General features: G+C 62.2%; 21 protein-coding genes. 9 read left to right on the plus strand and 12 right to left on the minus strand.

What is annotated here, in order from left to right; all coding sequences use genetic code 11:
- The first annotated feature begins 73 nt into the window (after nt 1-73).
- Genes AAF430_01440 through AAF430_01450 form a run of 3 tightly spaced genes read left to right on the plus strand, consistent with a single transcriptional unit; the run spans nt 74 to nt 3105 of the window.
- Entirely contained in the window at nt 74-2305 is a 2232-nt protein-coding gene (locus tag AAF430_01440) for a DNA/RNA non-specific endonuclease (protein MEM7408882.1), read from the plus strand.
- A gap of 18 nt (nt 2306-2323) precedes the next feature.
- Complete coding sequence (locus AAF430_01445) at nt 2324-2650, plus strand: hypothetical protein (GenBank protein ID MEM7408883.1); 327 nt, start codon at nt 2324-2326, stop codon at nt 2648-2650.
- Nucleotides 2647-3105, plus strand: a complete 459-nt coding sequence (locus AAF430_01450) for a hypothetical protein (GenBank protein ID MEM7408884.1) — start codon at nt 2647-2649, stop codon at nt 3103-3105. Before AAF430_01445 ends, AAF430_01450 begins: the two co-directional genes overlap by 4 nt.
- A 1145-nt stretch (nt 3106-4250) precedes the next feature.
- Here the strand turns inward: AAF430_01450 and AAF430_01455 are convergent.
- Nucleotides 4251-5126 (minus strand): hypothetical protein, encoded by an 876-nt coding sequence (locus AAF430_01455; protein MEM7408885.1) that lies wholly within the window; start codon nt 5124-5126, stop codon nt 4251-4253.
- 444 nt (nt 5127-5570) lie between these two features.
- Here AAF430_01455 and AAF430_01460 point away from each other — a divergent pair, with 444 nt between their 5' ends.
- Together AAF430_01460 and AAF430_01465 are read left to right on the plus strand one after the other, a co-directional pair.
- Nucleotides 5571-8756: an alpha/beta fold hydrolase gene (locus tag AAF430_01460; GenBank protein MEM7408886.1), complete on the plus strand. Its 3186-nt coding sequence runs from the start codon at nt 5571-5573 to the stop codon at nt 8754-8756.
- A 174-nt stretch (nt 8757-8930) separates the two neighbouring features.
- Nucleotides 8931-9896 (plus strand): hypothetical protein, encoded by a 966-nt coding sequence (locus AAF430_01465; protein MEM7408887.1) that lies wholly within the window; start codon nt 8931-8933, stop codon nt 9894-9896.
- A 6-nt stretch (nt 9897-9902) separates the two neighbouring features.
- Here the strand turns inward: AAF430_01465 and AAF430_01470 are convergent, their stop codons facing one another.
- On the minus strand, nt 9903-10379 hold the full coding sequence (locus tag AAF430_01470) for a GNAT family N-acetyltransferase (GenBank protein MEM7408888.1): 477 nt from the start codon (nt 10377-10379) through the stop codon (nt 9903-9905).
- 83 nt (nt 10380-10462) lie between these two features.
- Here AAF430_01470 and AAF430_01475 point away from each other — a divergent pair, with 83 nt between their 5' ends.
- Together AAF430_01475 and AAF430_01480 are read left to right on the plus strand one after the other, a co-directional pair.
- On the plus strand, nt 10463-11512 hold the full coding sequence (locus AAF430_01475; GenBank protein ID MEM7408889.1) for a ThiF family adenylyltransferase: 1050 nt from the start codon (nt 10463-10465) through the stop codon (nt 11510-11512).
- Nucleotides 11509-11958: a GNAT family N-acetyltransferase gene (locus tag AAF430_01480; GenBank protein MEM7408890.1), complete on the plus strand. Its 450-nt coding sequence runs from the start codon at nt 11509-11511 to the stop codon at nt 11956-11958. The genes AAF430_01475 and AAF430_01480 overlap by 4 nt, the downstream gene beginning before the upstream one ends.
- A 210-nt stretch (nt 11959-12168) precedes the next feature.
- Here the strand turns inward: AAF430_01480 and AAF430_01485 are convergent, their stop codons facing one another.
- The 4 genes from AAF430_01485 to AAF430_01500 form a co-directional block, all read right to left on the minus strand.
- A complete protein-coding gene (locus AAF430_01485) occupies nt 12169-13410 on the minus strand; it encodes a HipA domain-containing protein (GenBank protein ID MEM7408891.1) in 1242 nt (413 codons plus the stop codon).
- Entirely contained in the window at nt 13400-13723 is a 324-nt protein-coding gene (locus AAF430_01490) for a helix-turn-helix transcriptional regulator (GenBank protein MEM7408892.1), read from the minus strand. The genes AAF430_01485 and AAF430_01490 overlap by 11 nt, the downstream gene beginning before the upstream one ends.
- 743 nt (nt 13724-14466) lie before the next feature.
- A complete protein-coding gene (locus AAF430_01495; GenBank protein MEM7408893.1) occupies nt 14467-14910 on the minus strand; it encodes a hypothetical protein in 444 nt (147 codons plus the stop codon).
- A gap of 239 nt (nt 14911-15149) precedes the next feature.
- Nucleotides 15150-15950 carry a hypothetical protein gene (locus tag AAF430_01500; GenBank protein MEM7408894.1) on the minus strand — a complete coding sequence of 267 codons (801 nt, stop codon included), beginning with the start codon at nt 15948-15950 and terminating at the stop codon, nt 15150-15152.
- Between the two features lie 849 nt (nt 15951-16799).
- On the opposite strand from AAF430_01500, the gene AAF430_01505 reads away from it, so the two are divergent.
- Nucleotides 16800-18122: a DUF6538 domain-containing protein gene (locus AAF430_01505; GenBank protein ID MEM7408895.1), complete on the plus strand. Its 1323-nt coding sequence runs from the start codon at nt 16800-16802 to the stop codon at nt 18120-18122.
- A 563-nt stretch (nt 18123-18685) separates the two neighbouring features.
- Here the strand turns inward: AAF430_01505 and AAF430_01510 are convergent.
- The 6 genes from AAF430_01510 to AAF430_01535 all read right to left on the minus strand — a co-directional run bounded on the left by AAF430_01510 (nt 18686) and on the right by AAF430_01535 (nt 24712).
- Nucleotides 18686-19789 carry a site-specific integrase gene (locus AAF430_01510; protein ID MEM7408896.1) on the minus strand — a complete coding sequence of 368 codons (1104 nt, stop codon included), beginning with the start codon at nt 19787-19789 and terminating at the stop codon, nt 18686-18688.
- Between the two features lie 231 nt (nt 19790-20020).
- Complete coding sequence (locus tag AAF430_01515) at nt 20021-20365, minus strand: DOPA 4,5-dioxygenase family protein (GenBank protein ID MEM7408897.1); 345 nt, start codon at nt 20363-20365, stop codon at nt 20021-20023.
- The gene (locus AAF430_01520) at nt 20362-20970 is read right to left on the minus strand and encodes an NAD(P)H-dependent oxidoreductase (GenBank protein MEM7408898.1); all 609 of its coding nucleotides are present in this window, start codon (nt 20968-20970) and stop codon (nt 20362-20364) included. The genes AAF430_01515 and AAF430_01520 overlap by 4 nt, the downstream gene beginning before the upstream one ends.
- 38 nt (nt 20971-21008) lie before the next feature.
- Complete coding sequence (locus AAF430_01525; GenBank protein MEM7408899.1) at nt 21009-22538, minus strand: alpha/beta hydrolase; 1530 nt, start codon at nt 22536-22538, stop codon at nt 21009-21011.
- 205 nt (nt 22539-22743) lie between these two features.
- Nucleotides 22744-23208 (minus strand): hypothetical protein, encoded by a 465-nt coding sequence (locus AAF430_01530; GenBank protein MEM7408900.1) that lies wholly within the window; start codon nt 23206-23208, stop codon nt 22744-22746.
- A 262-nt stretch (nt 23209-23470) separates the two neighbouring features.
- Nucleotides 23471-24712, minus strand: a complete 1242-nt coding sequence (locus AAF430_01535; GenBank protein ID MEM7408901.1) for an acetyl-CoA C-acetyltransferase — start codon at nt 24710-24712, stop codon at nt 23471-23473.
- A gap of 215 nt (nt 24713-24927) precedes the next feature.
- On the opposite strand from AAF430_01535, the gene AAF430_01540 reads away from it, so the two are divergent.
- Nucleotides 24928-25689, plus strand: coding sequence for a hypothetical protein (locus tag AAF430_01540; protein MEM7408902.1), 762 nt, complete (start codon nt 24928-24930; stop codon nt 25687-25689).
- Nucleotides 25690-25725: the final 36 nt, after the last annotated feature.

The following is a 25725-nucleotide window of genomic DNA, read 5'->3' on the forward strand; positions in this document are numbered from 1 at the left end:
GTGAGCTCGAGTGTGTCTGAGCGGATGCTGGACGATGCGAGAATGCTGACTGGAGCAAACGATGAGAAGACCGATGTCGATCGAAGAGGGCGCGCTTCGGCGCGTTCGCGAGTGCAACGAACAACAGATGGAGTCCATCGCTGCTGTTCGGCGCGGTACGCCTCTCGCTGCAGAACCGGAGCCTGAGCGCGCAGCCGAGCGGGTTTTGGCAGAGGCCAGGCTAGCCCCCGTCCAAACCACGGTCTTTCGGCTAGATGCGCCTTCCTCCGAGAGAGTCTTTCCGACACCAGAGGAGGCAGGCCCAGAGCGAATCTGGGGACCCACCCGCGACTTCGTTGGTGTGGCGTTTTTGGAGCGTGGCATGGCGGCCGCGCGTACGGTCGGTCGCGTCTCGTTCCGGGACGGGCGCGCGAACGGGACCGGTTTCCTCGTTGCACCTGGTGTGTTTCTTACGAACAACCACGTGCTTGAGTCAGAGCGTGACTGCCTGTCGTTCGTTGCGGAGTTCGACTACGAGACCGACGTGTTCGGGAGACCACGCGAGGTGTGCCGGTTCGAGTTCGACCCTGGCGCGCTGTTTGTAACAGACGATCGAGATGACCTCGACTACACGGTCGTTGCCATCGGAGCGCAGCTCTCGGGAGGCACGTCTGTTCGCGACTTTGGCGCGAGTCCGCTCTCCGATGCCTCGAACAAGCACTCGCTTGGCGAGGTCGCGAACATTGTCCAGCACCCGGATGGTCGGCTGAAAGAGGTGGTCCTCCGCGAGAACCGGCTGGTTTCCCGATTGTCTCACGTGCTCCACTACGTCGCCGACACAGAGCCAGGATCATCTGGAGCGCCCGTCTTCAACAACCAGTGGCAGGCCATCGCCCTTCATCACTGGGGTGGTCCGTGGCGCCAGGATCGCGGGCCGGACGGTCTGCCGGTTCCGCGCTTCGTCAACGAGGGCATTCGGATCAGCGCGATTGTGGACGAGCTTCGCGCGAAACGCGGCGATCTCGGAGCCGCCCAGCGGGCTCTTCTTACCGAAGTGCTTGGCCTCGGCGAGAGCACATCGGGCCTTCAGGTGGGCGCGACACGGGGCGATGGCCGCGCTGAGGACGAGCGAGGTGCGGAAGTCCGAGCAGATGGAACAGCTGTTTGGCGTGTTCCCATTGAGATCTCGGTGGCCATTCCAGGTGCCTTCGGTCGGCCCTCGGCCGCGCCGGATACGGCCAAGCAAGTAGTGGTCCCCGCCGAACCAGGTCCGGAGGCGTTCCGAAGGACCGTCAACCGCAACTACGAGAACCGTAGAGGGTACAGAGCAGAGTTCTTGAAAGGCCACCGGATTCCCCTACCTGGCGCGAGGCATGGTGTTTTGGATCGCCTCGCGGCGAATCTGCAGGCGGAGCCCGGCGATGACCCGTTCGAGTTCGCCTACGAGCACTTCAGCGTGTACGTGGACGGCGTGCGCGGTTTGCCGCTAGTGACGGCTTGCAATATCGACGGAAAGAGCCTGAAGTCGATCAATCGCAAGACTGGAGAAGTGAGTCGGGCTGAAGCCTTGGTCGTAGAGGCGGAGTCAGGTCCGGAAGCACGCGAGAAATGGTACGACGATCCAAGGATTGATCCATCGCTCTGCGGCAATGACTCGATGTACACAAGCCAGCGCGTGTCTCCTGGGCGCAACCGGTTGGGACGCATCTTTCATCGAGGCCACATGGTTCGACGGCTGGATCCCTGTTGGGGATCTGATGCTCGGGCTCTACGAGCAGAAGCCGATACGTTCCACTTCACGAACTGCACCCCGCAGGTCGGAAGCTTCAATAGCAGAACCCGTTTCTGGCAGGGGATCGAAAACCATGTCTTGGACAGCGCTAGATCGGATGACCTGCGGCTGTGCGTGTTTACGGGTCCGGTGCTCGACGACGACGACCCGCCGTACCGCGAAGACGTGTTCGAGGGATTTAGGGTCCCTTTGCAGTTCTGGAAAATCGTAGTTTGGAGCGAGTCGGGTGACCTCTCGGCTCTGGCTCTCCTCGCGGACCAAAGCCCGTTGCTGCGCGAGGTTCCAGAAGCGGCGGAGGCGATCGATGACACAACCGATATTGACGATTTCATCTCCACTGTTCCGGAGATAGAAGCGCTGACGGGCCTGGATTTTGGGAAATCCGTGGAGCGCGCAGATATTCACGAGACGGTCCCGGAGTCCGCGCGCAAGCGGTCTGAGTCCGAGGTGAGGGAAGAAGGGGTTGCGAGTCTTGCGCTATCGAGACGGTCGAGAGGGAAGTCGGGGCGCAAAGGGAAGGGTGGACGCAGCTAGCTTCCGGAGGACGAGATTGTGAAGGTTGAGATCGATGATGACTACGTGGCCTGGGTCCAAGGGACGGCTCAGAAGGCGCTCAAGGAAGCAGGCCTGACGCTGACCAACTCTGCTGAAACGATGATCGCTGGATTGCTGCACGCGCAGGTCGCAGATGGGTTCTGCCGCGACAAAGAGCACTGTATTGCGGCGGCTAATGAGCTGCTGGATGGTGTCGTGAGGGGGTACAGATCTGGAAACTACGGTTTTGGACTCTTCAAGGGCACGATCAACGAGAACCAAGCGCTCCACATCATCACGGAGGTGAACAAGGCGCTGATGGCATTCCCTTGGTTGCCGCTGTGAGCGCGGAGACGCCTACGCATCAGACAGCGACGTCTGACAGCGCCCTCAAGGTCATTCCTGAACAGCTATTCGAGGCAAGGCTGAAGGCGAACGCATTAGCCGAGTCGTTCTTGAAGCAGCTGGTCACACTCGCGAGCGCGGCCCTCGTGCTCTCTGTCGGGTTCTTCTGGGACGCCTTGAAAGCGAAAAATGGCGTGGAGTGGGTCTTCCTGCTGCCTATCGCGTGGCTCTCCCTAGTACTGGCGGCATTCGTCGGAGCCATTGGTGTCGCGATGCTGGTGAACAACCTTGATGTACCTGATCAGACGATGGCGGAGCGTGACGCTCTCTCGATCGATCGCGCTTATGCGGCCAGCAGCCTACCCGTCGTCTGTGCGTGTTGGGGAGCGATGATTGGGTTTGTCGCGGGGATAGCCCTGTTCGGTGCCTTCGCCGCACGCCAGATCATGTTCTGAGTTCGTCAAGCCCGCCGCGCGAACCGCGCTCGTTCAGTTGAGGTTCGGGGGTCGCGCGTCCCTCGTTCGCGTCGGTGGTGCTTTGGTCGAACGAGACTCGTTCGGGAGGGTTGCAGCGTGAAAAGGAGCAGGGACAAGGATAGAGTCAGTGCCTCGGGAGAAGGAGACGTAAGACCCGCGACAGCCTCCACTGGTACGGGTAGGCCAGCCACTTGGTCGGAACTTGTCGCACTTCTCTTGGAGCGACCTTTCCGGATGGGCCTGACTCTCCTCGCAGGGCTGACGGTCCTACTTGCACTGATCGGCGCAGCGGTCTACGGCGGAGCTAGGCTGGTCATGCTTGGCGACGTCTCAGATGCACTGGACTCTCTCGGCCTGTTCGCTGAACGCGAAGGTGACCTCGAACAGTCGCTTGTGGATCTGCAGGCCCAACTGAATCAGCTGCAATCTCGTTTGTCTGCCGTCCCGAGTGCACCTGTCATAGATGAAGCACCCCGATACCAAGTTCGAGTCGATCTAGATCGGATGGATCTGATCGAATGCCCCGAGTTCGTCTGGGACACTGCGTGTGATCTCAACTTCAGCGTCGTAACTTCGCACGGAGAGCTTCCACTGCGTCCCGAGAAGTACGTTCGGAAAGGCGAAACCGGGTTTGTCCTGGGACTAGGGGATGTGGTGGCGCTAGAACCTAGCGCCCCTTGGTTTCGCTTCAAAGTCGAGGAGAAGACTCGCTTTCGGCGTAGCTTCTTCGCAGAATCCAAGACTCTATTGGTAGGGGGCACGCGATTCGAAGCACCGGAAAGTCTGGACCTAGTTGGTACAGAGCTGCGTGTCCGCCTCTACTTTACCGCCAAGGTCACGGAGCTTGGCCCCCGTTGAGGCCGCACCCAACATGGTCGCGCGGAGGTTGCCCGACGATGCGGGTCAGCCGTGAGCGTGCGCGCGTATCGATCCATGGTCGCTTGCGGGGGGCGAGATACACTCGGCTTTGTGTGTGCCTCGCTGACAATGCCGACTAGTGCGACCTTGTTGCCGACATAGCGCTCGCCAACGAGGCTCCGCAGGATGCAAGTGGGGCAAGATCAAGCCATCGAATCCGCGGAGGCTATCCCAGCTCCTCACCCGCAAAGAGGCCCGCGTCGGGCCTAGCGCCGCATCCGCTCCTCAAAGCGTTTGTGCCATTCCTGCACGAGCTGACGCGCTTTCGCGCTTGTTTGAGTTAGGTCGATCTCGGCGTAGTCCGCGCGGATGAGATCGACAAGGCGGCGATATGCATCGTCGAAAGCCGATACGGCAGCATCAAACGCATCAATGGCTGCAGGCCAATCTGCCTTGTCGTTGCCCTCGTGCCGGCGCATGAAGCGATACGTACGGCCGTCCGGTAGCAAGACGAACCAATCACCAAACTTGAGAGTCGCGTTCCATGCCTCGTGGAACGCCATAACGGCGTTGTCCAAGTTCGGGTCGGATACGTGGAACAGCGTGGACGAGATAAGTCCGTCGGAAGAGTCGTAGTAGTCCCAGATCCCATCCACGACTCGGCGGGAGCGAAGGGCATCGATGAAGCGATCGATCTCGGCGCAATCGATGCAGTGAAGGAGCTCGCGAAGCTGCTTCAGATCGCGCGCTCGCTTGGTTGCGTCGGAAACTGTGGAGCCGGTTTGGGTGGCAGATCTGAGGTCTTGGAGTTCGCGTCGAGTTCGGGATTCAGCGTGCTCCTTCCATTGGCGGATGCGCTCTACGGGGAACAGGGATTCGTCGCGGTCAATCAAGGCGGCGCACGAACTGCAAAGCCATATGCCATTTTCGGCGGCGGCGCGTTCCTCTGGTGTTAGCGAGGCGTCGTAGCGGGGCCCGCCGGCGGCTGCAGCAGTGATATGGGCTGCGATTCCGACATTCACTGAACGATCGGGAGCGATATGTGGTCCGCTTGTGATCCTCAAGCAATCCGGATTCGAGCACCGGTTGGCTACGCGTTTCGCGAGCGTCTCCTTGATCGGCTTGGTGAAGTCGTCTCTCATTTTCACAAGCGTAGCGATCGGGGGGGGGCGCTGCGTCGCAGCTGTCTACCGCGAATAGGGAGTCTTCACCTGTTGCGGCCATTCCCGTCCACAGGGCTGTTGAGCGCTCTTTCGAGGGCGCAGATGCTCAGATGGACGACGGCGTGTCGGATGCTGAGTGGGGTTCGGGGAGTAACCGCGCGTGTCACTACATCGCCGCGACGAGGCTCTCAACGGCGGCCGACGCGAGAATCGGACGCCATGCCTCGTGCTGGGGTAGAATGACCACCAACGACACGGGACAACGCTCAGGGTCGTCCGATGATGCACGTAGCCTGTTGCTCGGTATCCGCGAAGTCTCTTCGGTCCAACTGGATCCGGGGTTCTGGCCAGGGCCTTTTCGTCCTCGCGCTGTCGGTATGGCTGTTTGGAGTCTCCTCTAGCGCGGCGGCCTACGAGCTGGAGGTGGTCGCGCAGACTGGTGACACGCTCGCCGGGGTTTCGCTCAGCACCTTCGGACGGGGCGCGTCCGTGAACGACGGCGGTGCCGTGGCGTTCGTGGGCCGAGATGCTGTTGCTGGTCGAGGGACTTTGTTCCTTCTGAAGGACGGCTCGGTTCTGCGCAGCTTTGATATCGGTTCCCCTTTCCGCGCGGCTGACTTCGTACAAGTAAACGAGCTTGATCAGATTTCTTGGCGGGAATCTTCCGACGATGGCTTGGTGACCTTCGTGAAGCGCCTTGACACAGCGACGGCGGGGCCTGCTATCGCTACGGGATCCTTCGCGCCCGCTTTTCCGGGGGATTTCGACTTCCTCCTTGAAGCGACGACGTTGAACAATACAGGCCAAGTTGTTCTGAGCGCTGACGATGGCGCATCCACGGGCCTTGCCACCCCAAACGGTGCAGGCGGGTTTCACCTGTCAAGCGGTCTTTCTGGCTTCCCGAATCTGTATCCGCTTGTCGCGGACAACGCGACGACGGTCGCGCGATTCGGCGGAAGTACCAACTCGCCCCTCTTCCTGTTCACGAGCCCGAACTTCTTCGGCACAGCCTTCTCGATCGCCGCGTCGCCGAACTACCTCGCCGTTGGCGAGAAGCCGGGGATCAGCGACGACGGCGCACTTCTAGCCTTCATGGGACATGAGAGCTCCCTGGGCGTCGGGATTTTCGCGGCCCAGGGCGAGACGCTCTTTGGAGGGCCGTTCGCTCCGTTTAAGGTGGCGGGTGATAGTGGCTTCAGCAGCTTTAGTCTTAGTCCGCGCGTCGGCGTCAACCACCGGGTGGACGGGTCGCCCGACAGCTACTCCGTTGTCTATCTAGCGACCAGCGACGTGGGGAGCCCTGGGCCGCTCGGGATCTACGCAAGTCGCGTCGATGGCCCGCCGATCGCCGCGCCCAGCATTGGCCCGCCCGTTCGCATCGTTCAAGTGGGGGATCTCATTCCCGGTCTCGGCACCGTAACGGATCTCGATCTCTACGATCCGGTCAACAACAGCGGCCAGGTCGCCTTTTGGGCGAACACCACGGGTGGGCAGGCGATAGTCCTAGCGACGCCGCGCTCGATTGACGTTGTTGACCCCGCCTGCAGCGATCAGGGAGTCTGTTTCGGCGCCTTGTACTCGCAGGTAGGACCTTCGTTCGTGATCGACGAATCCGATCTGGATGCGCTCGCCAATGCCAGCATCGAGCGAGATGGCGCTATCACAGATGGCGTGACTCGCCTTCTCCTCCGAGTGGAGAGCGGCGAAGCCGTCGACTTCGCTCTCGAGGATTCGCCTGGATCACCTGCTGGACCGGAGTGGGGAACACTCAGCCAGCTTGATGGAACGAACGGCGGCAGTGCGTTGACGGCCTTGCCGCGACCGGCGAACGGAAGCTCGTTCGCGTTCGCCGTCTACACTACGCCCGAGGACTTCCCGGGTCCAGAGCTCAATATCCAGGATGGCAGCAACGTGCGCATTGTCGCTACGACCCCCTCTGGATCCGTCGACTACGCCGAGTTCGTTCGTCTGCTACCGCCCCCCGTTGTCCTGGTGCACGGGTTGTGGTCCGGAAAAAAGGCGTGGAAGGACTTCGAGACGTACCTGGAGGTGCGTGGATTTCGCGTGTGCGAGGGCTGTCGGGTTGACTATGGGCGCCGGTTCCCAGCGGCATCCTTCGATCCGACGCTCCAAGGAGATGACGATCGGTTTGCCGTGGACATGCTGGCATTCGGCATTAGTGATGCACTGGAAGCTGTTCGAGCAGAGGGAATCGCGGGCACGCAGGTCGACGTGGTTGGGCATAGCATGGGCGGGCTTGTGGCGCGATCGTTCGTGGCGACACAGGATCCATTCGTTCCCTACTACACCCTTGCCAACCTCAACGAGGGCTGGATTCACAAGCTCATCACGGTGGGCACTCCGCATCTGGGATCGCCTCTTGCTGACTACCTCATCGAGAATCGGTGCAACGAGCTCGGCGACATTGTTCTTGATGGAGATCTGATCGTCGCGCCGGTCACGTTTGAGAAGGTTCTCGCAGCGTTTAACCGTCCTGTCGGGCCCGGCGTCTTCGGTCTGCATACGTCTAGCATCGCCATCGAGCGTCTCGGGGCGACCCCGGTCCCGACTCACGCGGTCACTGGAGTGGCACCAGTCGACTCAGCCGTGGAATTCGGGCTGAACACGCTTATCGTCCTCTCTCGAGGTCCGCTGACGAACATCGACAACTTGCTGGACCCTGCGGGCCTGCATGACACCATCGTGCCTCGGGACAGCCAACTCGGAGGGCTGCTGGCCGCAAGCTCAACGATTACGAACGTCGTCCACACGGGTGAGACGAAATCGCCGGATGTCTTTGACCAAGTCGAGTCGCTTCTCCTAGCGGATGTCAGCTCGCCGTTCTTCAGCACGGTGCCCGCTTTCGTTGGGCCGGGCAACCCTGACTTCTCGTGCCCACCGGGTCCAAGCGCTGGTTCCGGGACTTCATCAACTGCCACCATCACCCTCACCCCAGTTTCGGGTACCTCCGTTGCGCCAGGTGCCGAGGTGACAGTTGACTTCGCGATCTCGGGCGGTGTCCCGGTGGAGGGCGCGCTGCTCCTCGGAGGCGACGAGGTCCAATCCGCGTTGGGGGCGGGACCGTTTAACTTCACTTTCGATACGCCCACTGATCAGGCAGGAGCGCTCGAGGTGGTGGCGCTTGCGTTCGGAGATGGGGGCGAGCAGTACCTGGCCGGGACGACATTGCAGGTGGCCCCCTCCTCCGCGGTCGCGACGATTTCTTCGACCACTCCTGAGGTCTCCTTCCCGGTTCCAGGACGCCAGTTCCAGCTAGGTGTCGATGCAACGCTGACAGATGGCAGCGCCATCGACGTCACGCCCAGTAGCGCGGGAACGGCTTACAGCACGCAAAGCGGAGGGTCTGCGGTGATCTCGGTAGATGACGAGGGCTTGATTCTCGGCGTGGCCGCTGGCTCCGACGCAGTATTGATTTCCAACGCGACCGCTTCAGTGAGTGTGCCGGTGACTGTTCCTGAGCCTCACGGACTCGTGATGCTAGGTCCAGGTGCTCTAGTGCTCACGTGTTTGTCTCGCCGACGGAGAGTCGTTCAGGGAGGGCCATCACCGCCGGAGAGGCGGTCCCTGCGGGGAGTCGGCGCTACTTGACATCTCCACGGTGGTGTCGACGTTTACATGAGTAACGCATCAACTAGCCAAGGGAGGTGACTCGTGAACGGTCCGGGCAATAACTAAAGGAAAACCGCGGGCGGAGGGCATGGCTCTCCGCCCGCTTTCTCTTTCGTCATGGAGGACGTTCACATAGGCAAGGAGGGCAATGGATTGGGCGATCTGATGGCCTGGATCCTCTACGGGGTTTGGCTAGATGGCTTCGAGTTCCTTTCGAACAACGCGGACACCGTCATTGCGCTGGCTCAGTTCTTCTTGGCGGGAATGATCGGTCTGTTCACCATCTATGCCTACATCTACTCTCGGCGCCGAGACAAACTCCAGTTCTTCCACAACAACTGGAACAAGCAACAGGACATCAACCTGCAATGCCTGGTCAACGATGATGTGTTGAAGATCGTTGAGGGCCTGATCTACGGGCCGGATCATGAAGTCGACGTACAGGAGGCTCGGGCCTTCACATTCGCTTTTCTTCATCTCAACAAGATCCAGAACAACTTCGAAGCGATGTCTCAGCGAGTCATCTCGCGCAGGGAGTACGTCGAGATGTCGCTTCCAACCCTTCGGCTATTCGCGCGGAGCAAGAATCTCATTTGCTACCTGGTGGAGCAGCGTGGCTACAGCCCTGAGTTCCGAGACTCGGTTGTTGAGCTGATCGCTGATCTGGATCCTCTGGATCCGCCCCCCTTTATGTCCGAGATACCGGCTCTGCCCCGCGAAGTCTCTGGTGCGGTGCCTGCGATCGAGCAGGCCTCGGTGGGTGCAGCGGCGGATAGAGATTCAGAGTTGGCGCCAGAACAGGTGTCGTCTCTGGTCGCACGGTTCAACAAGATCGTAATGAAGCGAGTCAGCCCGCTCGCTAGACCGCTCTTGGCTGCTCCGGTGACGCATTTGGCGAGTGTCGGCTTCTTGCTGAATCCTATTCTGCTTGGAGCGCAGCTCTATCGCGCGATCACTACTTCACCGGCTGGACTCTCCCCGGCGATGTTTGGCGGATTCGCGGCGCTGAACCTCTTGACTGCCCTGGCTGCGATTAGGACGCAAGATGCTCTCATGTTTCTTTCGTTTGCGCTGAGCTTCGTGATCTCGCTCTCGATCTTCGGGCTCATTGTTGTCTAGTCGCCCTCAGAGTTCGAGTTCATGGACTATCTCGAATTCTTGAAATCCGGCTGAGCGGTAGGCCGACCTTGCAAGCTCGTTCCCGGCGTATGCGACCACCTTGACGCTTGTGGCGCCTTCTTCCCGCGCCCATTCGATAGAGATGTCGATGAGCTGCTTTCCTATGCCCTTCCCTCTGTGGCCCTCGGCGACGCACATCGTGTGGATCTGGGCGAGGCGAACATCGTTGCGGTGAGTCATCTCTGAATCGGGGATCATTCTCGTGATCACGTAGCCAACAACCTGGCGGGTCTCGTCCTCGTAGACGAATGCCGCATGGTCTTCGAGCCTCTCGATCGCTCTTCGGAAGTACACGAGTGCTTCGTCTGTGAATGGAAAGGACAGGTTGGAACTGGGGACGTACTGGGCTTCCCATGCAAAAATCTGGCGATTCAGCTCCTGAATCGAATCTAGATCTACAAGTTGAGCCTCTCGGACAGTCATAATTTCGCTCGATTCAAGGTTGTCGTGGCGCCGAGATGGTGCGTTTGACGCGAATCACACAGACTACTCTACGATGCAACTCAATGGGAGTCCAGACGATGTACGTATTGGCACCGTACTGTGAGGTGCGAAAGGTCGGCGATGCGTTTCACGTCGGGTTCGGTTCCGCCCGAACGATCGTCGATGATCCTGCAGAAGTAGACGGGCTGTTTCGAATCTTGGCCCAGTTCCGTACGCCTGCTGACCTCGAGGGGTTTCGGGCGGATCTGGTTGGCGAGCGTTCCGTTGAGCTTGTCGATCGCCTTGTTCGGAATCGGGTGCTCGTTCCTTCGAAGGATGTTCCTGAGTACAACCGGCATCACCGTGAGCAGCTGTACTTCCTGCTCGCTGGCGCTGCTCCGAACGACGTTTCCGGGCGGCTCGCGCGAAGTTCGGTGACGATCGTGGGTTGCGGGGGAATCGGCTCGCTAATGGCGCTCAAGCTTGCCACGGTCGGTGTGGGAGAGGTTGTCCTGATGGACGACGATCTTGTTGAGCCCCACAACCTTTCTCGCCAGTTCTTGTTTCGGGAGGGCGACGTAGGGTTTGCGAAGGTGGGTATTCTCAAGCGCGAGCTAGAGCTGCGGAACTCCAACGTTTCGATCGTGGGTGTCCCCGAACGCGCTCGATTTGAACACGATGTCAACATACCCCGCTCGGATGTCCTGATCCTCGCGGCAGACGAGCCAGGCATCATTCCAAAGGCAAACGCGTACTGCATAGACGCTGATCAGGCGTTCATGCATATCTGCTACATCAATGACATCGCTGCTTGGGGGCCGCTTGTAGTCCCGGGATCCTCGGGATGTTGGTCGTGCCAAGCCCACATAGGCAGCACGCAGTCCCAGCGCAGCTCTGAGGACCAGGAGGTTCTCGACGACATCAATGGGAGCTACACATGCCCGGTTATCTCGAGCGTTAGCTCTATCGCTGTGTCGCTGGCCTGCCTGGACGTGCTAAGGCACTTGGGTCGGTTCGGTGAGCCGAAGTCTCTCAACCATAGAATCGGACTTTGGACGCACGAACTCCGGTTCGAGTATCAGGACTTCAGCCGGAACCCGGGATGCGTAGACTGCGGACGGATGCCTTCATGACGCTTCGGATCACCTCGATGAGCCGCAATTGCCTGGAACCGACAATAGAAGTCGCAGTGCGAGCTTTCGGGGAGGAGACGCGCGCGGACGCAGTCGATGATTTCGAATACTCGCTCACGGAGCTGAAGTATCGGGCACATACGCTTGTTGCGCTCGATTCGGACGTCGTAGTGGGAGCCGTTCAAGTGGTGTGGGGCTACCTGATGCCTGATACATACACCCTGGCCTGGCTTTGCGTCGATCCACCGCGCCAAAAGAACGGTGTCGGTACACTGCTAATGGAGAACGCGATCTCGTACACGTCACAGCGCTTGCTGTCGGGTCGCGTCGGTACGATCTACCTGTCCGCGCTGTTTCGTCACGAATTCTACGAGCGGTTTGGATTCACTAGGGGACCGAAGAATCATCATGGTGCTCCTGTGATGCTCATGGTTGTAAACGACTAGATGGTAGGTGAGCACGAGCAAGTTGGCGTCGTGGCGAACAGGGCTTCTCTGGGCGCCCCAAGATCTTTCTGGTGACTGTGTTTTGCGATGCGGGATGTTGAACTGAGCAAGCTTCTATCCTCCGGTTTGCCCCCTTCCATCCACTGCGGATTGCCTTGCCAAGCGCAACGAGTTGTCTGCGCAACGGAATGGTCAGGAGAGTTCGCTCTCTCAATTATCGACTCCGGCGGCGGCGTTCTCGATCTGCTGGTTGATCAGCCCTCGAATGTCGGAGGGAAGGACGTCCTTGGCGTCGAGCGAGCGCCAGGCATCCAGCGTTCGCGCTGTGGTTTCGCCTGTGAGCTCCCAGATCGGACTGACAGGAAGGCGAGCAGTGTCGGTGAAACGCCGGACCTGATCCTTGGTGATTCCACTAAGGCTGCGGCTCTTGCCGAAACTGAGCCCGAGCTTGTCCTTAGCCATGTAGGGAACCGTTGAGACGAAGTCATAGGCGGGGGCAAGTATGGGTGTGCGCTGGTCCGGGTAGAGAAGCGACCAGTTCTTGAGGTGCATGTCGCCGTTTCCGATTAGCACCGTGAAGACGAGTCTTCGCACGAACTCTCCGGTGCCCTCATCCCCGATCTCTGCCCGAAGGACGGCTGCGATGTTGGCGTAGCTGTGGCCTTCGTACTTGTCATCTGGGAAGGCGCCGAAGACCTGGGCGAAGTCCTCCATGTGGACGCGCTGGTTTGCAGGGCCACGGTCGAACCGCTCGATCGCCAGCGCGTTCCCTTTGAGGCTGGTGGCGTCTTCCGGTAGTCCCTGGATTTCTTCGATGGGAAGGAGCTTGGTCGCGGGCACGTCGATGCCGATGGCTCGCGCGAGCTCCAGCATGGCGAATTCGTTCTCTGGAACGGCAGCGAAACGCATGTCGGGGAGCTTGACGATCCAGGAGCCGCCCATTCCGTCGACAGGAATGGTCAGGCCTCCGTTCGCCTCCTGGATCGCTGAGAACTTCAGCTGCACGCCGGCGAGGGAGAAACGGAGGGCGGAGTCAGGCTCAGCCTCGACGTCGCCGTCGTGCCCTTTGGGCGCTCTCTCCGGCTCGCTCGTGTGGTCATGGGGTGAGACGACGACAGCACCAGGTAGATCGGCTCCAAGGGCGGCGAGCAGAAAGAACTCGCGCTGTTGCTTCACGCCCGCTCGCTCGGCGAGATATCTCCGAAGGTGGCCTTCGGGCAGAAGATTGGAGAAGAAGGGGGGTAGGCGTGCTGATTGTCTTCGAATGCTGGAGACGAGTTCGCCGCCGCTCCCCTTGAACGAGAGGCTGAGAGCCGGCCGCTCTGGATCTTCGATGTAGTCCTCCTCAAAGGCGAAGATATGCTGGTCGCCCGCGAGGCGGTTGATGACGCCGATACGACGGCCATGAAGCTCCACCGCAAGCGCCCTAACTGTGTGGAGGTCAGGTCTCATCGATGGCCTCCCAATCAGCACGGGTCACATTGGAGGTGTCTTCGATGTAGAGCGCTTCGGCGCTTCGGCCGTCATCACCGCTTTGGTGGTGATAGTCGCGGAGTAGGGCGTTAACTCCGGGCACGAGGGCGCGCGGCACGAGGATCAGGTCGTGGTCAAGGACGCGGACGAGGTCGAGAAGGGTGTCGTATCGGGGGGCAACCCTGCCGGTTTCGATCCAGGACACGTGAACCTGGGGCAGGCCAGCGCGTTCGCCGAGCTCGCGCTGACTCCAGCCGCGGTTCAAGCGCGCCTGTTTGAGTTCCAGGCGCATTGCTTCAGGTAGGCTGTTGAGTCGGGTAGATTTCATATGCGATCCTATATCAAAAAGGCAATTTCATATAGTTTCGCATATGACTCGTATTAGAGTCAATATGTGATTCTATATTGATTAGCCAAATTGATATAGTTTTACATATCAAAACCGGTGCTTACTCGCAATTTCAAGGGGTTAAGGGCGCGATTGCGCGAACCCCGTGGTGTGCTCATTGGCAGAACGCAAGGAAGTGGGCTCCAGCGCAGGGCTTTGCCGGGGCACGGAGCCTCTCTGGGCGTGTCCAGATAGCTCTTACCTCAGAAGGTCCCCCTCGGTGCCATTGGGACGCCTCTGCGGGCTTCTGTCGGCGATTCCCGACCCTCAGTGCTCAGATAGGTGGCGAGACGAATCGCGAAGGGCCGGCAGGCGCTGTCTCAGAACGTGGCTCGAGCTCCAGAAGCACTGCGTCCCGGCAGCCGTCCTGGGGCGTTGGAACCGCGCAGAGCTCTCTATTCGTCCGAGGTCTGAGCCGACGTGCGGGTGACACCATCAAGGAAGTCGAATCAAGAGTGTTCGGCTGGCGCTGGCGAAGGTCTGTTCGTTGCTCACCGCTAGGGCAGCGATCCCACATCAAAAGCGAGAGCGCCCTCTGGCCCGACCATCAAGCGCCGGAGTCACGGCCCGGGGTTGAGGCAGCGGCTTCACCAAGACGAAGGATGTCTCATCAGAGCGTGGTTCGAAAATCTCTACTCTGTGTCTCTCTACGTGGCGCTGACCAGCTTCTCAGCGTGCCGAATGCCTTTCGGAGTCATCTCGAACAGGAGCTCTCCGTCTTCGCTTTCGTCTACGACTCTAAACTGGCCGGTGCCGACATTCACGTACATCCAGAATTTCGCCACCCACTCGTCTTCTTCTGTTATCCACGGCGCACGGAATGCTCCTTCTGAGAGCCAGATCTTGTTTCGGCGAAACCTTCGCGCAAGTTCCGCTACCTGGTCCTTCGGGTAGCCGGTGTACGCGGCCAGTTTCGTAACGTCTGTGCCTACGTACATGGTGGACAGTAGTACTGCAGCGGCGACGAATGCCTCGTGATCTCGTTCAAGCTCAGGGTCCCACTCCTCTATTGCCAAGACTACCTGGCCGAACGGTGGTGGGGTTCCATCATCGCTCGCCTCGGAGAATGAGACGATATTGTCATTGTTCATACGGGTACTCCTTTTCTGTTCTCTCTTGTGCAATCGCCGAAGCACGATAAAGGTTGTCTTGGGATGAGTCAACACTTTATTGTGTATTCTTGGATTCGCTCCGTACCCTGACCAAGGGGACGAGGGTGGGACTGCCTACGTCAGCGCGAGGTTCGCGAGATCGGAGCGGAGGTAGCGGCCGCGCAGCGAACTCGTACCAAGACAGTCTGCCGCCGGAAGCTCGCGGCTTGGCTACAAGCTCACCCCGGAACCGAGACGAGACCCAGCGCTATCTGAATCTTCTTCCCACACCCTTCACACGTCCAGCGCGTACCGACCTCGATCTCGTCTTTCCAGATCCAGACAGCCACATCGCATTCCGGCCCCGGGCAGACAGCCTTCTCCTGGGCGGGTCGCCAAGTGACTCCACGATCGCTGTTCTCGCGGACCGTATAGACTGCGCCACACGCAAAGCAGCGTGCCTCGCGTTCTTGGGCGTCCGGGATTCGTTTTCGGATCGGCTTCGCACAGCGCCCGCATTGAATAGTCGCGAAGTTTCCAAACGTCAGATTGAAAACTCCAGACGCAAGCACATCCTCAAGCTTCGCAGCGACTTCCGCGCATCGTGACCGCAATCTCGCCAGCCGCTCGCTATCCGTCGCTTGATCGAGCTGACCGAGCGTCGGCATATGCAGGTACGAGCCAAGCGCGTCGTAGTGCTTCTTCAACGCTGAGTTGTCGAGCACAACCTCAGCTCCGATCTCCCTCATCTCATCCGGACGCTCGCCGAACTCGGTCTCTATTCCGAACCTGAGGGTCGAGCTCGCATCCGCATGTGGGTCAATCTCCAGCAGGAGTGCCAAGAGCTTGCGCGGCTGCCACGTCAAGTACTCCTCTGGCGGGATCTCAGAACGGTATGCCTCCGCGCGGTCGTAGGTTAACGCCTCCATCGCTAGCCTAAGCTCCAAAGCGGCATATCGAAGACCGTGATCGCCAGCCCTCGTCATCTCCGAAGCCCTATCTAGAGCCTCTCGAGCTAGGTTGCGAAAGTTCTCCCGCATTTCCCCTCCGAAGAGTCCGGAGCTCCGAGAAGCGCAGCACCTAAAGCTCTACGCATAGATTCGCTCGGAGCTGGACTTCGCGAAAACCGCAAGACCCACGAGCTCTTCTTGAGCATCGGACTCGACTCGCTCTACGTCGAGGAACTCCGACTTGGGCAGGAACAGACCCGACAATCGCACCTGCTGCCGCAACACGCCGCCCGAGTTCGACTGACGGCCTTGTTAACGAAGCCTTAACCCGATTCCTCTAGGGTTGAATGTGGAGGAACGCCAATGGACGAAACCAAACAAGCCGGTAAGCGAGCGAGTCGAGCCACGGCGGGCACGGTCTCGTCCGGAGACCTAACGACCGCGTATCGTATCGCGGCAAATCTCGTGGCCGATCACGGGGATACATATCTCCCCTTGTTCGAGCGCCTCGATCTCGAGATCACTGCCCGTGACGAGAGGCGGGCGATTCTCGATCGGGCTGCTGAAGTTGCCAAGCAAGCCCCGGGACACGCGCGCGATGATTCTCAGTCGCCGAGCTAGCAGATGCGCCCGCGCCTCAGTGACTGTCACACAAATTGGTACACAAACTGGCACACATTCTGCCGCTACGGTGATTCGACCCGGGAAGGGAATCGTTTCAGATCAATGCGTTAGCAGGCGAGGCCGTCTAGGTCGAATCCGGCCCGGGGAGCCACAATCCCCTCTCATCTGACTTCAAGACAACCCGCCAAGCCACTCAGGGCACTGAACAACGCTGATCAACAGACGCATTATTGTGTTGACAGTTGTGTGACATTGGTATACGAATTGGTACACATTCTGGCACACACGGAGGTACACAGTTTGTGATCTGAAACCATGAGCGACTACTTGATCCAGAGGAACGGGTACTTCTACTACTACCGGCGCGTTCCCAAACATCTGGCTCCCATCGAGCCCCGCGAGCACATCAAGATCTCGCTACGCACCAGGGACAAGGCCCTGGCCCGAAAACGCGCCCTCATTCACAACGAGAGCACCGAACGCTATTGGCGTGAGCTTGGCGCCGCGCCCACAATCGAGGATGGCGACCAATACCGCGCTGCGGTCCAAACCGCGCGCCTTCATGGCTTTGTCTATCGCGACATCATTGATCTCTCCGCCAACGCGGAGCTCACCGAGGTTGTGAATCGCCTCCTCGCGTTACGAGATGCCACCCCAGCGGCAGAAGGCAATTCGCTCCTCCGCGATGCCCTTCTGGGGACAGCGAGCAGGCCCGAGGTGCTCCTAAGTCAGGCCTTCGACATCTATCGCCCACGTTGCGTTGACCGCTTATCCGGAAAGTCGGATCTACAGATCCGAAAATGGGAGAACCCGCGGCGACTCGCGATCGAGAACTTCATTCGTGCTGTAGGAGACAAGCCGATCGCTGATGTCTGCCGCAAGGACGTCCTTGCGTTTCAGGATTGGTGGATCGCGCGTATTCGGGACGAGGGCATAAGATCCGCCACGGCCAACAAGCAGTTGCGGCAGGTCAGAGACATCCTGTCGAGTGTCGTCATCGCATGCGAGCTGAGTTCTGATGATGCGGATGTACACACTATGTTCGCGAAGATCCAGTTCCTCTCTACGGATGGGAGCCGCCGGTCGTTCGAGGCATCCTACGTCCAAGACGTTCTTCTTACAGGCGACGCATTGGATGGGATGAACAACGAATCCCGAGCGCTCGTCTACCTCATGGCTGATACCGGTGCTCGCGTGTCGGAGATCTCAGGCCTTCTCGCTGAGGACATCCGCTTGGATACGCGCATCCCGTTTATTCACATCCGCGCGAATGAGAAGCGTGACCTTAAGACCCCGAGCTCCGAGCGTAAGATTCCACTCGTTGGAGCAGCACTCTTTGCAGCGCAACAATTTCCGGACGGCCTGTCGCGATACTCGAGTGCGGATAGTGCCTCGAGCCAGGTCAACAAGTACCTCAGAGAGAACCGGCTGAATCCAACGAAACAGCATTCGCTCTATTCGCTGCGACACACCTTTAAGGATCGGCTGCGTGACGTTCAGGCCCCCGAAGAGGTCATCGACAACCTCATGGGTCACAAATCTCGGGGGCCCAAGTACGGCCGCGGGCACATCCTCGAAACGAGGCTCGAATGGCTAGAGCGAATCGCCTACGACGCGTCCGAAATCACATGGGTATGATGGCGAGCTCGCGCCAATATGCACGGCCTCGCTCGCTCGGATTCTCGTTCTAGCCCAGCAAGAGCTGGCAAGCCGAGTGGGGGATTTCTAGGCGAGGATCTTGAGGTAGGGGTCGATCGGCCCGGCTTCGCTGTGGCGGCTCTTGGAGCCGGGCCTGCAAGCGCGGTTGCGCGGCGAGGCCTACAGGTCAGGGTGTAGGCTTCCGATAGCCAGATCGAAGGGCTTTCTAGGAGATGCGCTCATGAAGTTTGGTCTTGTGCTTGCCGCAATCGCACTTCTCGCTTCCGCAGGGCTCGCCTACGCTGCGCTTGATGTAAACCCGAGGGCGGCTGTCGAGTACTACCCCGGACATACCCACGAGGGTGAGACGACGATCGGGGCTCCGTCGCATAGTGGCGGAACCGATAAGTGGGGCTGTCACAACGCCTCACGGCCGTATCACTGCCACTGAGCCCGGCTTGGCGAGGCCCACGGCGCGGCGCGAGGCGCGCGCCTGGTTCTCGCTTGACAACTGAACACCCGACGCGCGGGCCCTCTGTCCATAGGCCGGGGGGCTTCGGGCGTCAGCCTTCGAGCGCGTCGGAGATTCCAAGAACGGCGCGCTTTCGAAGCTCGTTCGTCGAGGCCACATATCGCTCGACGACGCCGAGCCCGCTCCAGCCTCCGAGATCACGAACGGTCTCGATGTCGGTTCCGTTCGCGAGCGCTAGGGAAGCGAACGAGCGGCGAAGCATGTGTAGGCCCGGCTTGGTGGCAGGGTCGAAGAGATCCGCATCCTCGAAGGCCGTTCGCACGGCTGCGCAGAGGGGCTTGAGAGGCCAGCGCGAGCCTGTCTTCTCGTTGCGCTGAAACACCCAGTCCGAATCGGACGAATTCGCGAGCCGCAGCCGGTGTAGTCGCAGAGCTCTGATCAGCGCTGGGGAGCAATCGATCGTCCGCTCAGCGTGATTCTTTGGAGCGAAGTCTTCGGCTTCTGGCTTGGAGCAGATGTGAATCACGCCTTCAGCCAACTCTACGTCCCGCCATAGCAGCGCTCGCAGCTCAGAGTTCCGCATACCCGTGTGTGCAGCCGTGAGCAGCACGATTCGGACCCTCGGCGCGGCCGCGTCCAGGAGATCTCTGATCTGTGCTGCTGAGAGGATAGTTGGGGCAGGGCGGGCCTCTCGGAGCAGCTTGATGGGGCAGGGCAAGCGATCAAGCTCGCTGTCGTCCACAGCGAGCCGGAGAGACGCTTTGAGGAGCCTGAGCGCTTGGTTGATCGTGGGCGGTCTCAGGCCATCTTCACGGCGTCTCGCGCAGAACTTGGAAACGTCCGAACGACGGAGCGTGTCGGCGGGTTTCTGGCCTAGGAGACGCTTCAGCGGTCGCGAGACAGTGAGGGCTGACTTCACCGTACGAGGTCGGGAGCCCTTGTCGCGGAGGTGCTGGATGTAGCGGTCGACGGCCGCAGCGACCGTGAGCCTCGAACCTCTAGGAGCGGGCGGTGGGGTTTGGGCTGGGACACCGCGCCGGGCGACTCGTTCCTTTGTGGCCTGGAGCTCGAGCAGCTCGCGTTCGGCCTCGAGCCGGGTCTTGCCCGCCGAGCGCCGAATCCTCCTCCCACCGATCCGAATGTCGACATACCAGCGCCCACCGCGCGGGTACACCTTTCCATCATCAGAGCGCATGATCTCGTCCGATCCGCCCGAGATTCCGAAGGGCGGCGACTGTGCCCAACGTGTGTCCGTTCGACCGCGCGCGGACACAGGTTGAGTAGGGTGCGTTTCTGATGGGAAACCAGGCGGTTAGGAGCGTCTCCGGGACTGCTGTGTCGCTCTTTTAATCCGAGGGTCGGGGGTTCGAGCCCCCCACGGCCTACCAACACAAGCGACGCCGAACCCGCTCGCTCGCTGCCTGGCCTACGCCGGGCCCAGCTTGTCGAGGTCGAGCGGCAGCTTCGCTCCGAGCCAGAGCGCGTCCTCGTCGTGCTCGCGTCGCACGTTCCCGTGCAGCGGATGCACGAGCACCGAGCGACCGTCGCGGTGACGCAGCAGCCACGCGAGCACGGTGGACAGCTGGTGCGTCTCGAAGGGCAGCTGGAACATCGGCTCGGCGTGCGGGCCGACCGGCTGGGCGCGCAGCCGCCCCACGCGAATGCTGTCGAGCTCCTGCTCCGCCCGAGTGTGGAGTTCCTGCAAACCGGACTCGCCGGTCGGGTCGTAGACGTGGGCGTGGTAGCCGGTCGGGTCGACGCGATCGCTCATCGGGAGGCTCCGGGTGCCAAGGCCGCGCGCGCATCGGTCAGGGCTTCGGCCAGTCTGGCTTCCCCTCCCGCCACCAGCCCGTCGGCAGCGTAGATCTGGATCTCACCCACGCCGATGAACGCGAGGACGTGCCGCAGGTAGGGCGTCGCGAAGTCGACGGGGCTGCCCACGGGCGTTCCACCGCTCGCGACGGCGAGGTACGCCGGAATGCCCGAGAGCAACCCCTCGGGTCCGTTCGCCGTGTAGCGGAAGGTCTCGCGCGCGCGCACCACCAGGTCGATCCAGGCCTTGAGGGCTGCGGGGATCCCGAAGTTGTAGATCGGGACGGAGAGGACGAGCGCGTCGGCCGCGCGCAGCTCCTCGATCGGATCGGTCGACACCGCGAGCCGCTCCCGCTGCTCGGGCGTGCGCGCGCCCGCGTCGGTGAAGAACGCCGTGACGAGGGTCTCGTCCAGGAGTAGCGGCGGCTGTGTCGTCAGGTCGCGCGTGGTGAGCTGCCAGTCGTCGCCCGAACTGGCGCGAAGGGATTCGACGATGGCATCGGCGAGCTGGCGACTCGCCGAGTCGCTGCGCCGGGCGCTGGAGTCGATGCGGAGTACGTGCACGAGAACATCTCCTGGGCGCATGCTGCGCCACGGGTCGGTCAGGCAGGGTCGCAGGTCGGGTCGGGGGTGAAGACGCGTGGCGCGCCAGCCACGGTGGGCAGCGCGGCCCGCAGCAGCTCGATCAACTCCTCGGTGACCACCGGCGCTTCGAGTTCGGTGTGGCCGGCGGGGACCAGGCTCGTCGAATCGGCGCCCGGGAGCAGCGCGCTCGAGACCCGTACGACGTCGTCCGAGCCGTCACCCACGTCACCGATCACGTTGTGGAAGCGGACGTTCGCGGGGACCGGAAGGTCGGCCAGCGGTGCCAGCAGGGGGTGGTCCGGGGCAAGGGCACGAATACTGGTCGGCCCTCCCGCTTCGAAATAGGACCGGAAGCGTGGCCGCAATGCGTCGGCGTCGGAGGCGGCCACGCGTCGGAAGAGCTCGGTGAACTCGGGCGGAAGCTCGATGAGCGCGTTGCCGAGCGCTCCCGCCAGACCACCGGCGAGGTCGCTCCCGCGATGGGGCGACATCACGAAGATCGCGCGCTCGATCGACGGCATCGGGTTCAACCAGAAGAGCGATTCGAGGAGCGCGCGATCCGCATCCGAGACCCTCAGCTTCGCCGGGGGGACCCGGAACACCTCGCGCCATAGCCGGTCCCCGCTCTTCGAGATCGATGCCTTCAGCAACAGGCCGCCCATGCTGTGGCCCACCGCGACGATGCCCGCGTCGTGGCCGAGCGCCTCGAGGGTCCGGCGCAGCGTTCGTCGCATCTCGCGCGAAGTCCACAGATAGGGCACGCCGGTCGCATAGAAGTAGTGCCAGACCTGGTAGTGGCGACGCAGCTCGGGTTCGCCGTAGACGGCGTTGGTGAGCGCGCTCCAAACGGAAGGACTCGAGCCCAGGCCATGCACCATCAGGAGCGGCGTCCTGGCTGGGTCGTAGGGCTCGAGGAGGAAGAGTCCCTCGCGCTCCTTCGAGAACGCGCGCAGGAGCCCTGTGCGTCCTTCCCGGGTGAGCCTCGCCGAATCGAGCAGCCGCGAATAGGGCACCGTGAGATCCGCGGCCAGACTGAGTCGCCGTCCCTCGAGCCGGGCCGCGTCGAAGCGACGCGGGTCCACCCAGGAGACCCGTGCGCAGTCGGTCGACGGAAAACTCAGGAGTGCCGTGGCGGGAGTGAAGCGCCCCTCCGGCGGGAACTTCGCCCAGGGAATCGGCGAGGGGGGCGCGCGACCCTCGAGCGATACGGGCAGCCCGTCCCCCGGAGTCTGGTAGTGGCGCAGTCCTTCCACGCGGACGCGCTGCGTGGGGACGACCCGGAGCTCCGCGTCGCGCGGCGCGAACGCGATCCCTGTCAGCTCCGCCTCTGGCACAGCGAGAAGCGAGGCGAGCGCCCGGCGTCGGGACGCGCGCGCGCGAGCGGATGCGGGATCTTCGGCCGTTTCGCGGCGGGCGTCGGCGAGCTCGGCGGCGATGCGTTCCGTCGTCGGCGCAGCCTCTGTCCGAAGGCGGGTCTGAACGGGGTTTGCGCACGCCACCGCGACGGCGATTGCGACGAAGCTCCCGAGCGCGCGAGCTGCGGCCAAGCCGCGCTCCCAAGGGAGGCGGCGACAGGGTGCTTCGACGGACACGACGTGGAAAGACGGGAGAGGCACGGGACTCGCAGGTGGCGCCATCCCAGTGTAGGGAGCACGGCGGCACGCGCGCGTCGAGGCGCCGAGCTGGGCAGAGCGGTCGGCAGGGGAGGGGACGGCAACACCCGCCCGCCCCCTCCCGCGCCTGGCGCGGGCGCTACATGCAGCCGGCGGTGCCGGCGCAGCCGAGGCCCGAGGGGCCGGGCGCCCCGGAGCCCGTGAACATGTCGAGGAAGAGCGGATTGAAGTCCTCTCCGTCCACGTCGTTGTCGCAGTCGAAATCCGAGATCGGGTTGCCCAGCTGCGGGAGACACGCGGCCGTATTCGGCGGAATCGTGGAACTGAAGTGCTGGAGGAAGGCGCACGGGTCGCTCGGCGTGGGCTGGTTGAAGTCGGCGCCGTCGACGTCGAAGTCGTTGTCGAGGTCGGCGTCGCAGAAGTTCCCGTAGCCGTCCATGTCGACGTCGCAGTTGAACGGTGGCGGGTTGGGAACGTTGACGCAGTTGTCGATGGCGTCGGGTACGCCGTCGCCGTCCGTGTCCGGCGCGAGTCCGGCGAGGACCGCGCTCGGGAACGCGATGGCGAAGGCGATGGCGATGGCAGTCAAGAAATAGGACTTCACGAAGACACTCCTCGATCGGTCCGCACCCGAGATCATCGAACCGCCCGAGCGCTCGCCGGTCAAGCCGAAACGCGGCTCCGGGTGCTGGGGATTTCCTGGGGAGCGCAATCGGAGAGCGCTGACGCTTCCTCGTGTCGACTCACCCTTGTGTCGATCGCGGGCGGTCCGTCTCCCAAGAAAAAGCGGGCCGCGCCAAGAGGCGCGACCCGCTGGAGCGGGCGCAGGCGAGACGGCGTCGGGCCGCCTCGCCGGAATCGTCGTCTCAGACGCGCTCGATGATCACCGCGGGGGCCATGCCGCCGGCCGCGCACATCGTGATCAGCGCCTTGTTCCCGCCAGAGCGCTCGAGCTCGTCCAGGGCCGTACCGATCAGGATCGCGCCGGTGGCGCCGATCGGGTGGCCGAGGGCCATGGCGCCACCGTTCACGTTCACCTTCTCGCGGTCGAGGTCGAGGTCGCGGATGAACTTCTCCGCCACTACCGAGAAGGCTTCGTTGATCTCGAAGACGTCGATGTCGTCGGTGGTGAGCCCCGCCTTCTCGAGCACCTTCTTCGCGGCCGGCACCGGAGCGTTGAGCATCAGCGTCGGGCAGTCGCCCATGTTGGCGGTCGCGATGATCCGCGCGCGCGGCTTCAGGCCCGACTGCTTCACCTGGTTCTCGGAGGCGAGCAGCAGGGCGCCCGCGCCGTCCACCACACCCGACGAGTTGCCGGCGTGGTGGATGTGGTTGATCTCGCCGAGGTCGGTGTACTTCTGCTTGATCAGGTCGCCGTAGGTGGTGCCCTGCTCGTCGATCGGGATGCCCGCCCAGGCCGCGAAGGAGGGCTTCAAGCTCGTGAGCTTCTCCATCGTCGTGCCCGGTCGCGGGAACTCTTCCTTGTCGAGGGCGACGCTGCCGTCCTCGTTGTGCACCGGGACGAGGGCGCCGTCGAAACGGCCTTCCTTGATGGCGCGCTCGGCACGCTGCTGCGACACGAGGGCCAGCTGGTCGACGGCATCGCGGTCGATGCCTTCGATCGTCGCGATCGCATCGGCGCACACACCCTGTTGGGACTGGGGGTGCTTCTTGCGCAGCGAGAGGTTGCCGCTGTCGATCATCGGCGGCGTCGTCGGGTCCGCCGACGCGGCCGTGTAGCTCATCATCTCGGTGCCGCCGGCGATCACGAGATCTTCCATCCCGGACATGACCTGGGCCGCGGCGAGGTTCACGCTGGTGATCCCGGAGCCGCAGAAGCGGTCGAGGGTCACACCCGAGGCCTTGACGTCGTAGCCGGCGTCGAGCGCGGCCATGCGGCCGAGGTCGCCCCCCTGGCTCCCGCGCTGGGAGCTGGTGCCCCAGATGATGTCGTCGACGCGGGAGGTGTCGAGGTCGTTCCGCTCGGCGAGGGCCTTGAGGACCGTGGCGCCGAGGTGCTGGGGATGGAGGTGGGCGAGGGCGCCCTTGCCGACCTTGCCGATGCCCCGGGGCGTGCGGCAGGCGTCGATGATGAAAGCGTCGGACATCGGGAAGTCTCCTTTGGCGGGGTTGGGGGCAACGGCGATCCCGTGCCGCCGGCATTGTACTGGCGCCCCCTCGGATGTCAGGGGCGGCCGGGAAGGGCTGCAGTACAGGGTGGCTGGAAGTCAGGAGGGCCTGCCGGGCGGTGTTCCAGGGCCCGCGCCCGGTATCTTCGCGTCACGCCGATCGCCGTCGCGAGCCGCGAGAACGAGGAGAGCCGGTGCCCGGAGAGCGCGTGGTTGCCGAGACGCTGCCCGACCCGCTCGAGCTGGACGCGCTCCTTCGACGCTACGGCGCGGAGGAGGCGCTGCCCTACCTCGGTGAGCTGAGCTGGTTGCGCCTGGTGGCGTTCGCCGCGAGCCGCCAGGTCGCCGATCCGCCGCTGCCCTATCTGACCTACCCGCTGTTTCGCGAGTACGGCGAGGCGCGGAACTACGACCTCGAGGAGACTCGCGCGGGGTGGGAGCTGCTGCTCACCGGCCGCCTGAACGAGTTCCTGCCCCAGGTGACGCGGCATCTGATCCGCTCGACGGGTCGGATCCCGCCCGAAGTGGAGGCGCTGCTGCGTCACCCGCCTTTCGGCGTCGAGGTGAAGCCCGACGTCTTCGACCCGCCGACCCACCTGCCCGAGACCGTCTGGGCGCAGCTGTGGGACGACTTCCGCGTCTGGCGCGGTCAGACCAGCGCCGACCGGCTGCACTATCGCCGTGATCTCCTGTTCCGAGACACGCTTCGCCGGGTCTACGAGCAGGCGTCGGCCGGGGCCGTGTGCGCCTGGGCCGATGAGATCACCGGGTTGCGTTCCGTCCAGCTGGCGCTGCTCGTCTACGCAGAGTTCAACGGCGTGGCGCTGCGCCTCGAGGACATCGAAGGGGTGCGGCAGGCACTGCGCGCAGGCGACCTCACAGCCCTGATCGAGGCGGGCCTCGCCTTCTTCGCCGAGCAGGGTCCCGACGCGGCCTACCGTTTCCTGACGGACTGATGCTCACTCGCCCAACCGCGACGCCATCGCGCGTCG

Source organism: Myxococcota bacterium, from assembly GCA_039030075.1.
Lineage (GTDB): Bacteria > Myxococcota_A > UBA9160 > UBA9160 > SMWR01 > JAHEJV01.

What these genes read in the sequence shown, in the direction of transcription:
- AAF430_01440 (MEM7408882.1), top strand. Translation starts at nt 74, where the DNA reads ATGTCGATCGAAGAGGGCGCGCTTCGGCGCGTTCGCGAGTGCAACGAA.
- AAF430_01455 (MEM7408885.1), bottom strand. Translation starts at nt 5,126, where the DNA reads ATGAGAGACGACTTCACCAAGCCGATCAAGGAGACGCTCGCGAAACGC.
- AAF430_01470 (MEM7408888.1), bottom strand. Translation starts at nt 10,379, where the DNA reads ATGACTGTCCGAGAGGCTCAACTTGTAGATCTAGATTCGATTCAGGAG.
- AAF430_01475 (MEM7408889.1), top strand. Translation starts at nt 10,463, where the DNA reads ATGGGAGTCCAGACGATGTACGTATTGGCACCGTACTGTGAGGTGCGA.
- AAF430_01480 (MEM7408890.1), top strand. Translation starts at nt 11,509, where the DNA reads ATGACGCTTCGGATCACCTCGATGAGCCGCAATTGCCTGGAACCGACA.
- AAF430_01485 (MEM7408891.1), bottom strand. Translation starts at nt 13,410, where the DNA reads ATGAGACCTGACCTCCACACAGTTAGGGCGCTTGCGGTGGAGCTTCAT.
- AAF430_01490 (MEM7408892.1), bottom strand. Translation starts at nt 13,723, where the DNA reads ATGCGCCTGGAACTCAAACAGGCGCGCTTGAACCGCGGCTGGAGTCAG.
- AAF430_01495 (MEM7408893.1), bottom strand. Translation starts at nt 14,910, where the DNA reads ATGAACAATGACAATATCGTCTCATTCTCCGAGGCGAGCGATGATGGA.
- AAF430_01500 (MEM7408894.1), bottom strand. Translation starts at nt 15,950, where the DNA reads ATGCGGGAGAACTTTCGCAACCTAGCTCGAGAGGCTCTAGATAGGGCT.
- AAF430_01505 (MEM7408895.1), top strand. Translation starts at nt 16,800, where the DNA reads ATGAGCGACTACTTGATCCAGAGGAACGGGTACTTCTACTACTACCGG.
- AAF430_01510 (MEM7408896.1), bottom strand. Translation starts at nt 19,789, where the DNA reads ATGCGCTCTGATGATGGAAAGGTGTACCCGCGCGGTGGGCGCTGGTAT.
- AAF430_01515 (MEM7408897.1), bottom strand. Translation starts at nt 20,365, where the DNA reads ATGAGCGATCGCGTCGACCCGACCGGCTACCACGCCCACGTCTACGAC.
- AAF430_01535 (MEM7408901.1), bottom strand. Translation starts at nt 24,712, where the DNA reads ATGTCCGACGCTTTCATCATCGACGCCTGCCGCACGCCCCGGGGCATC.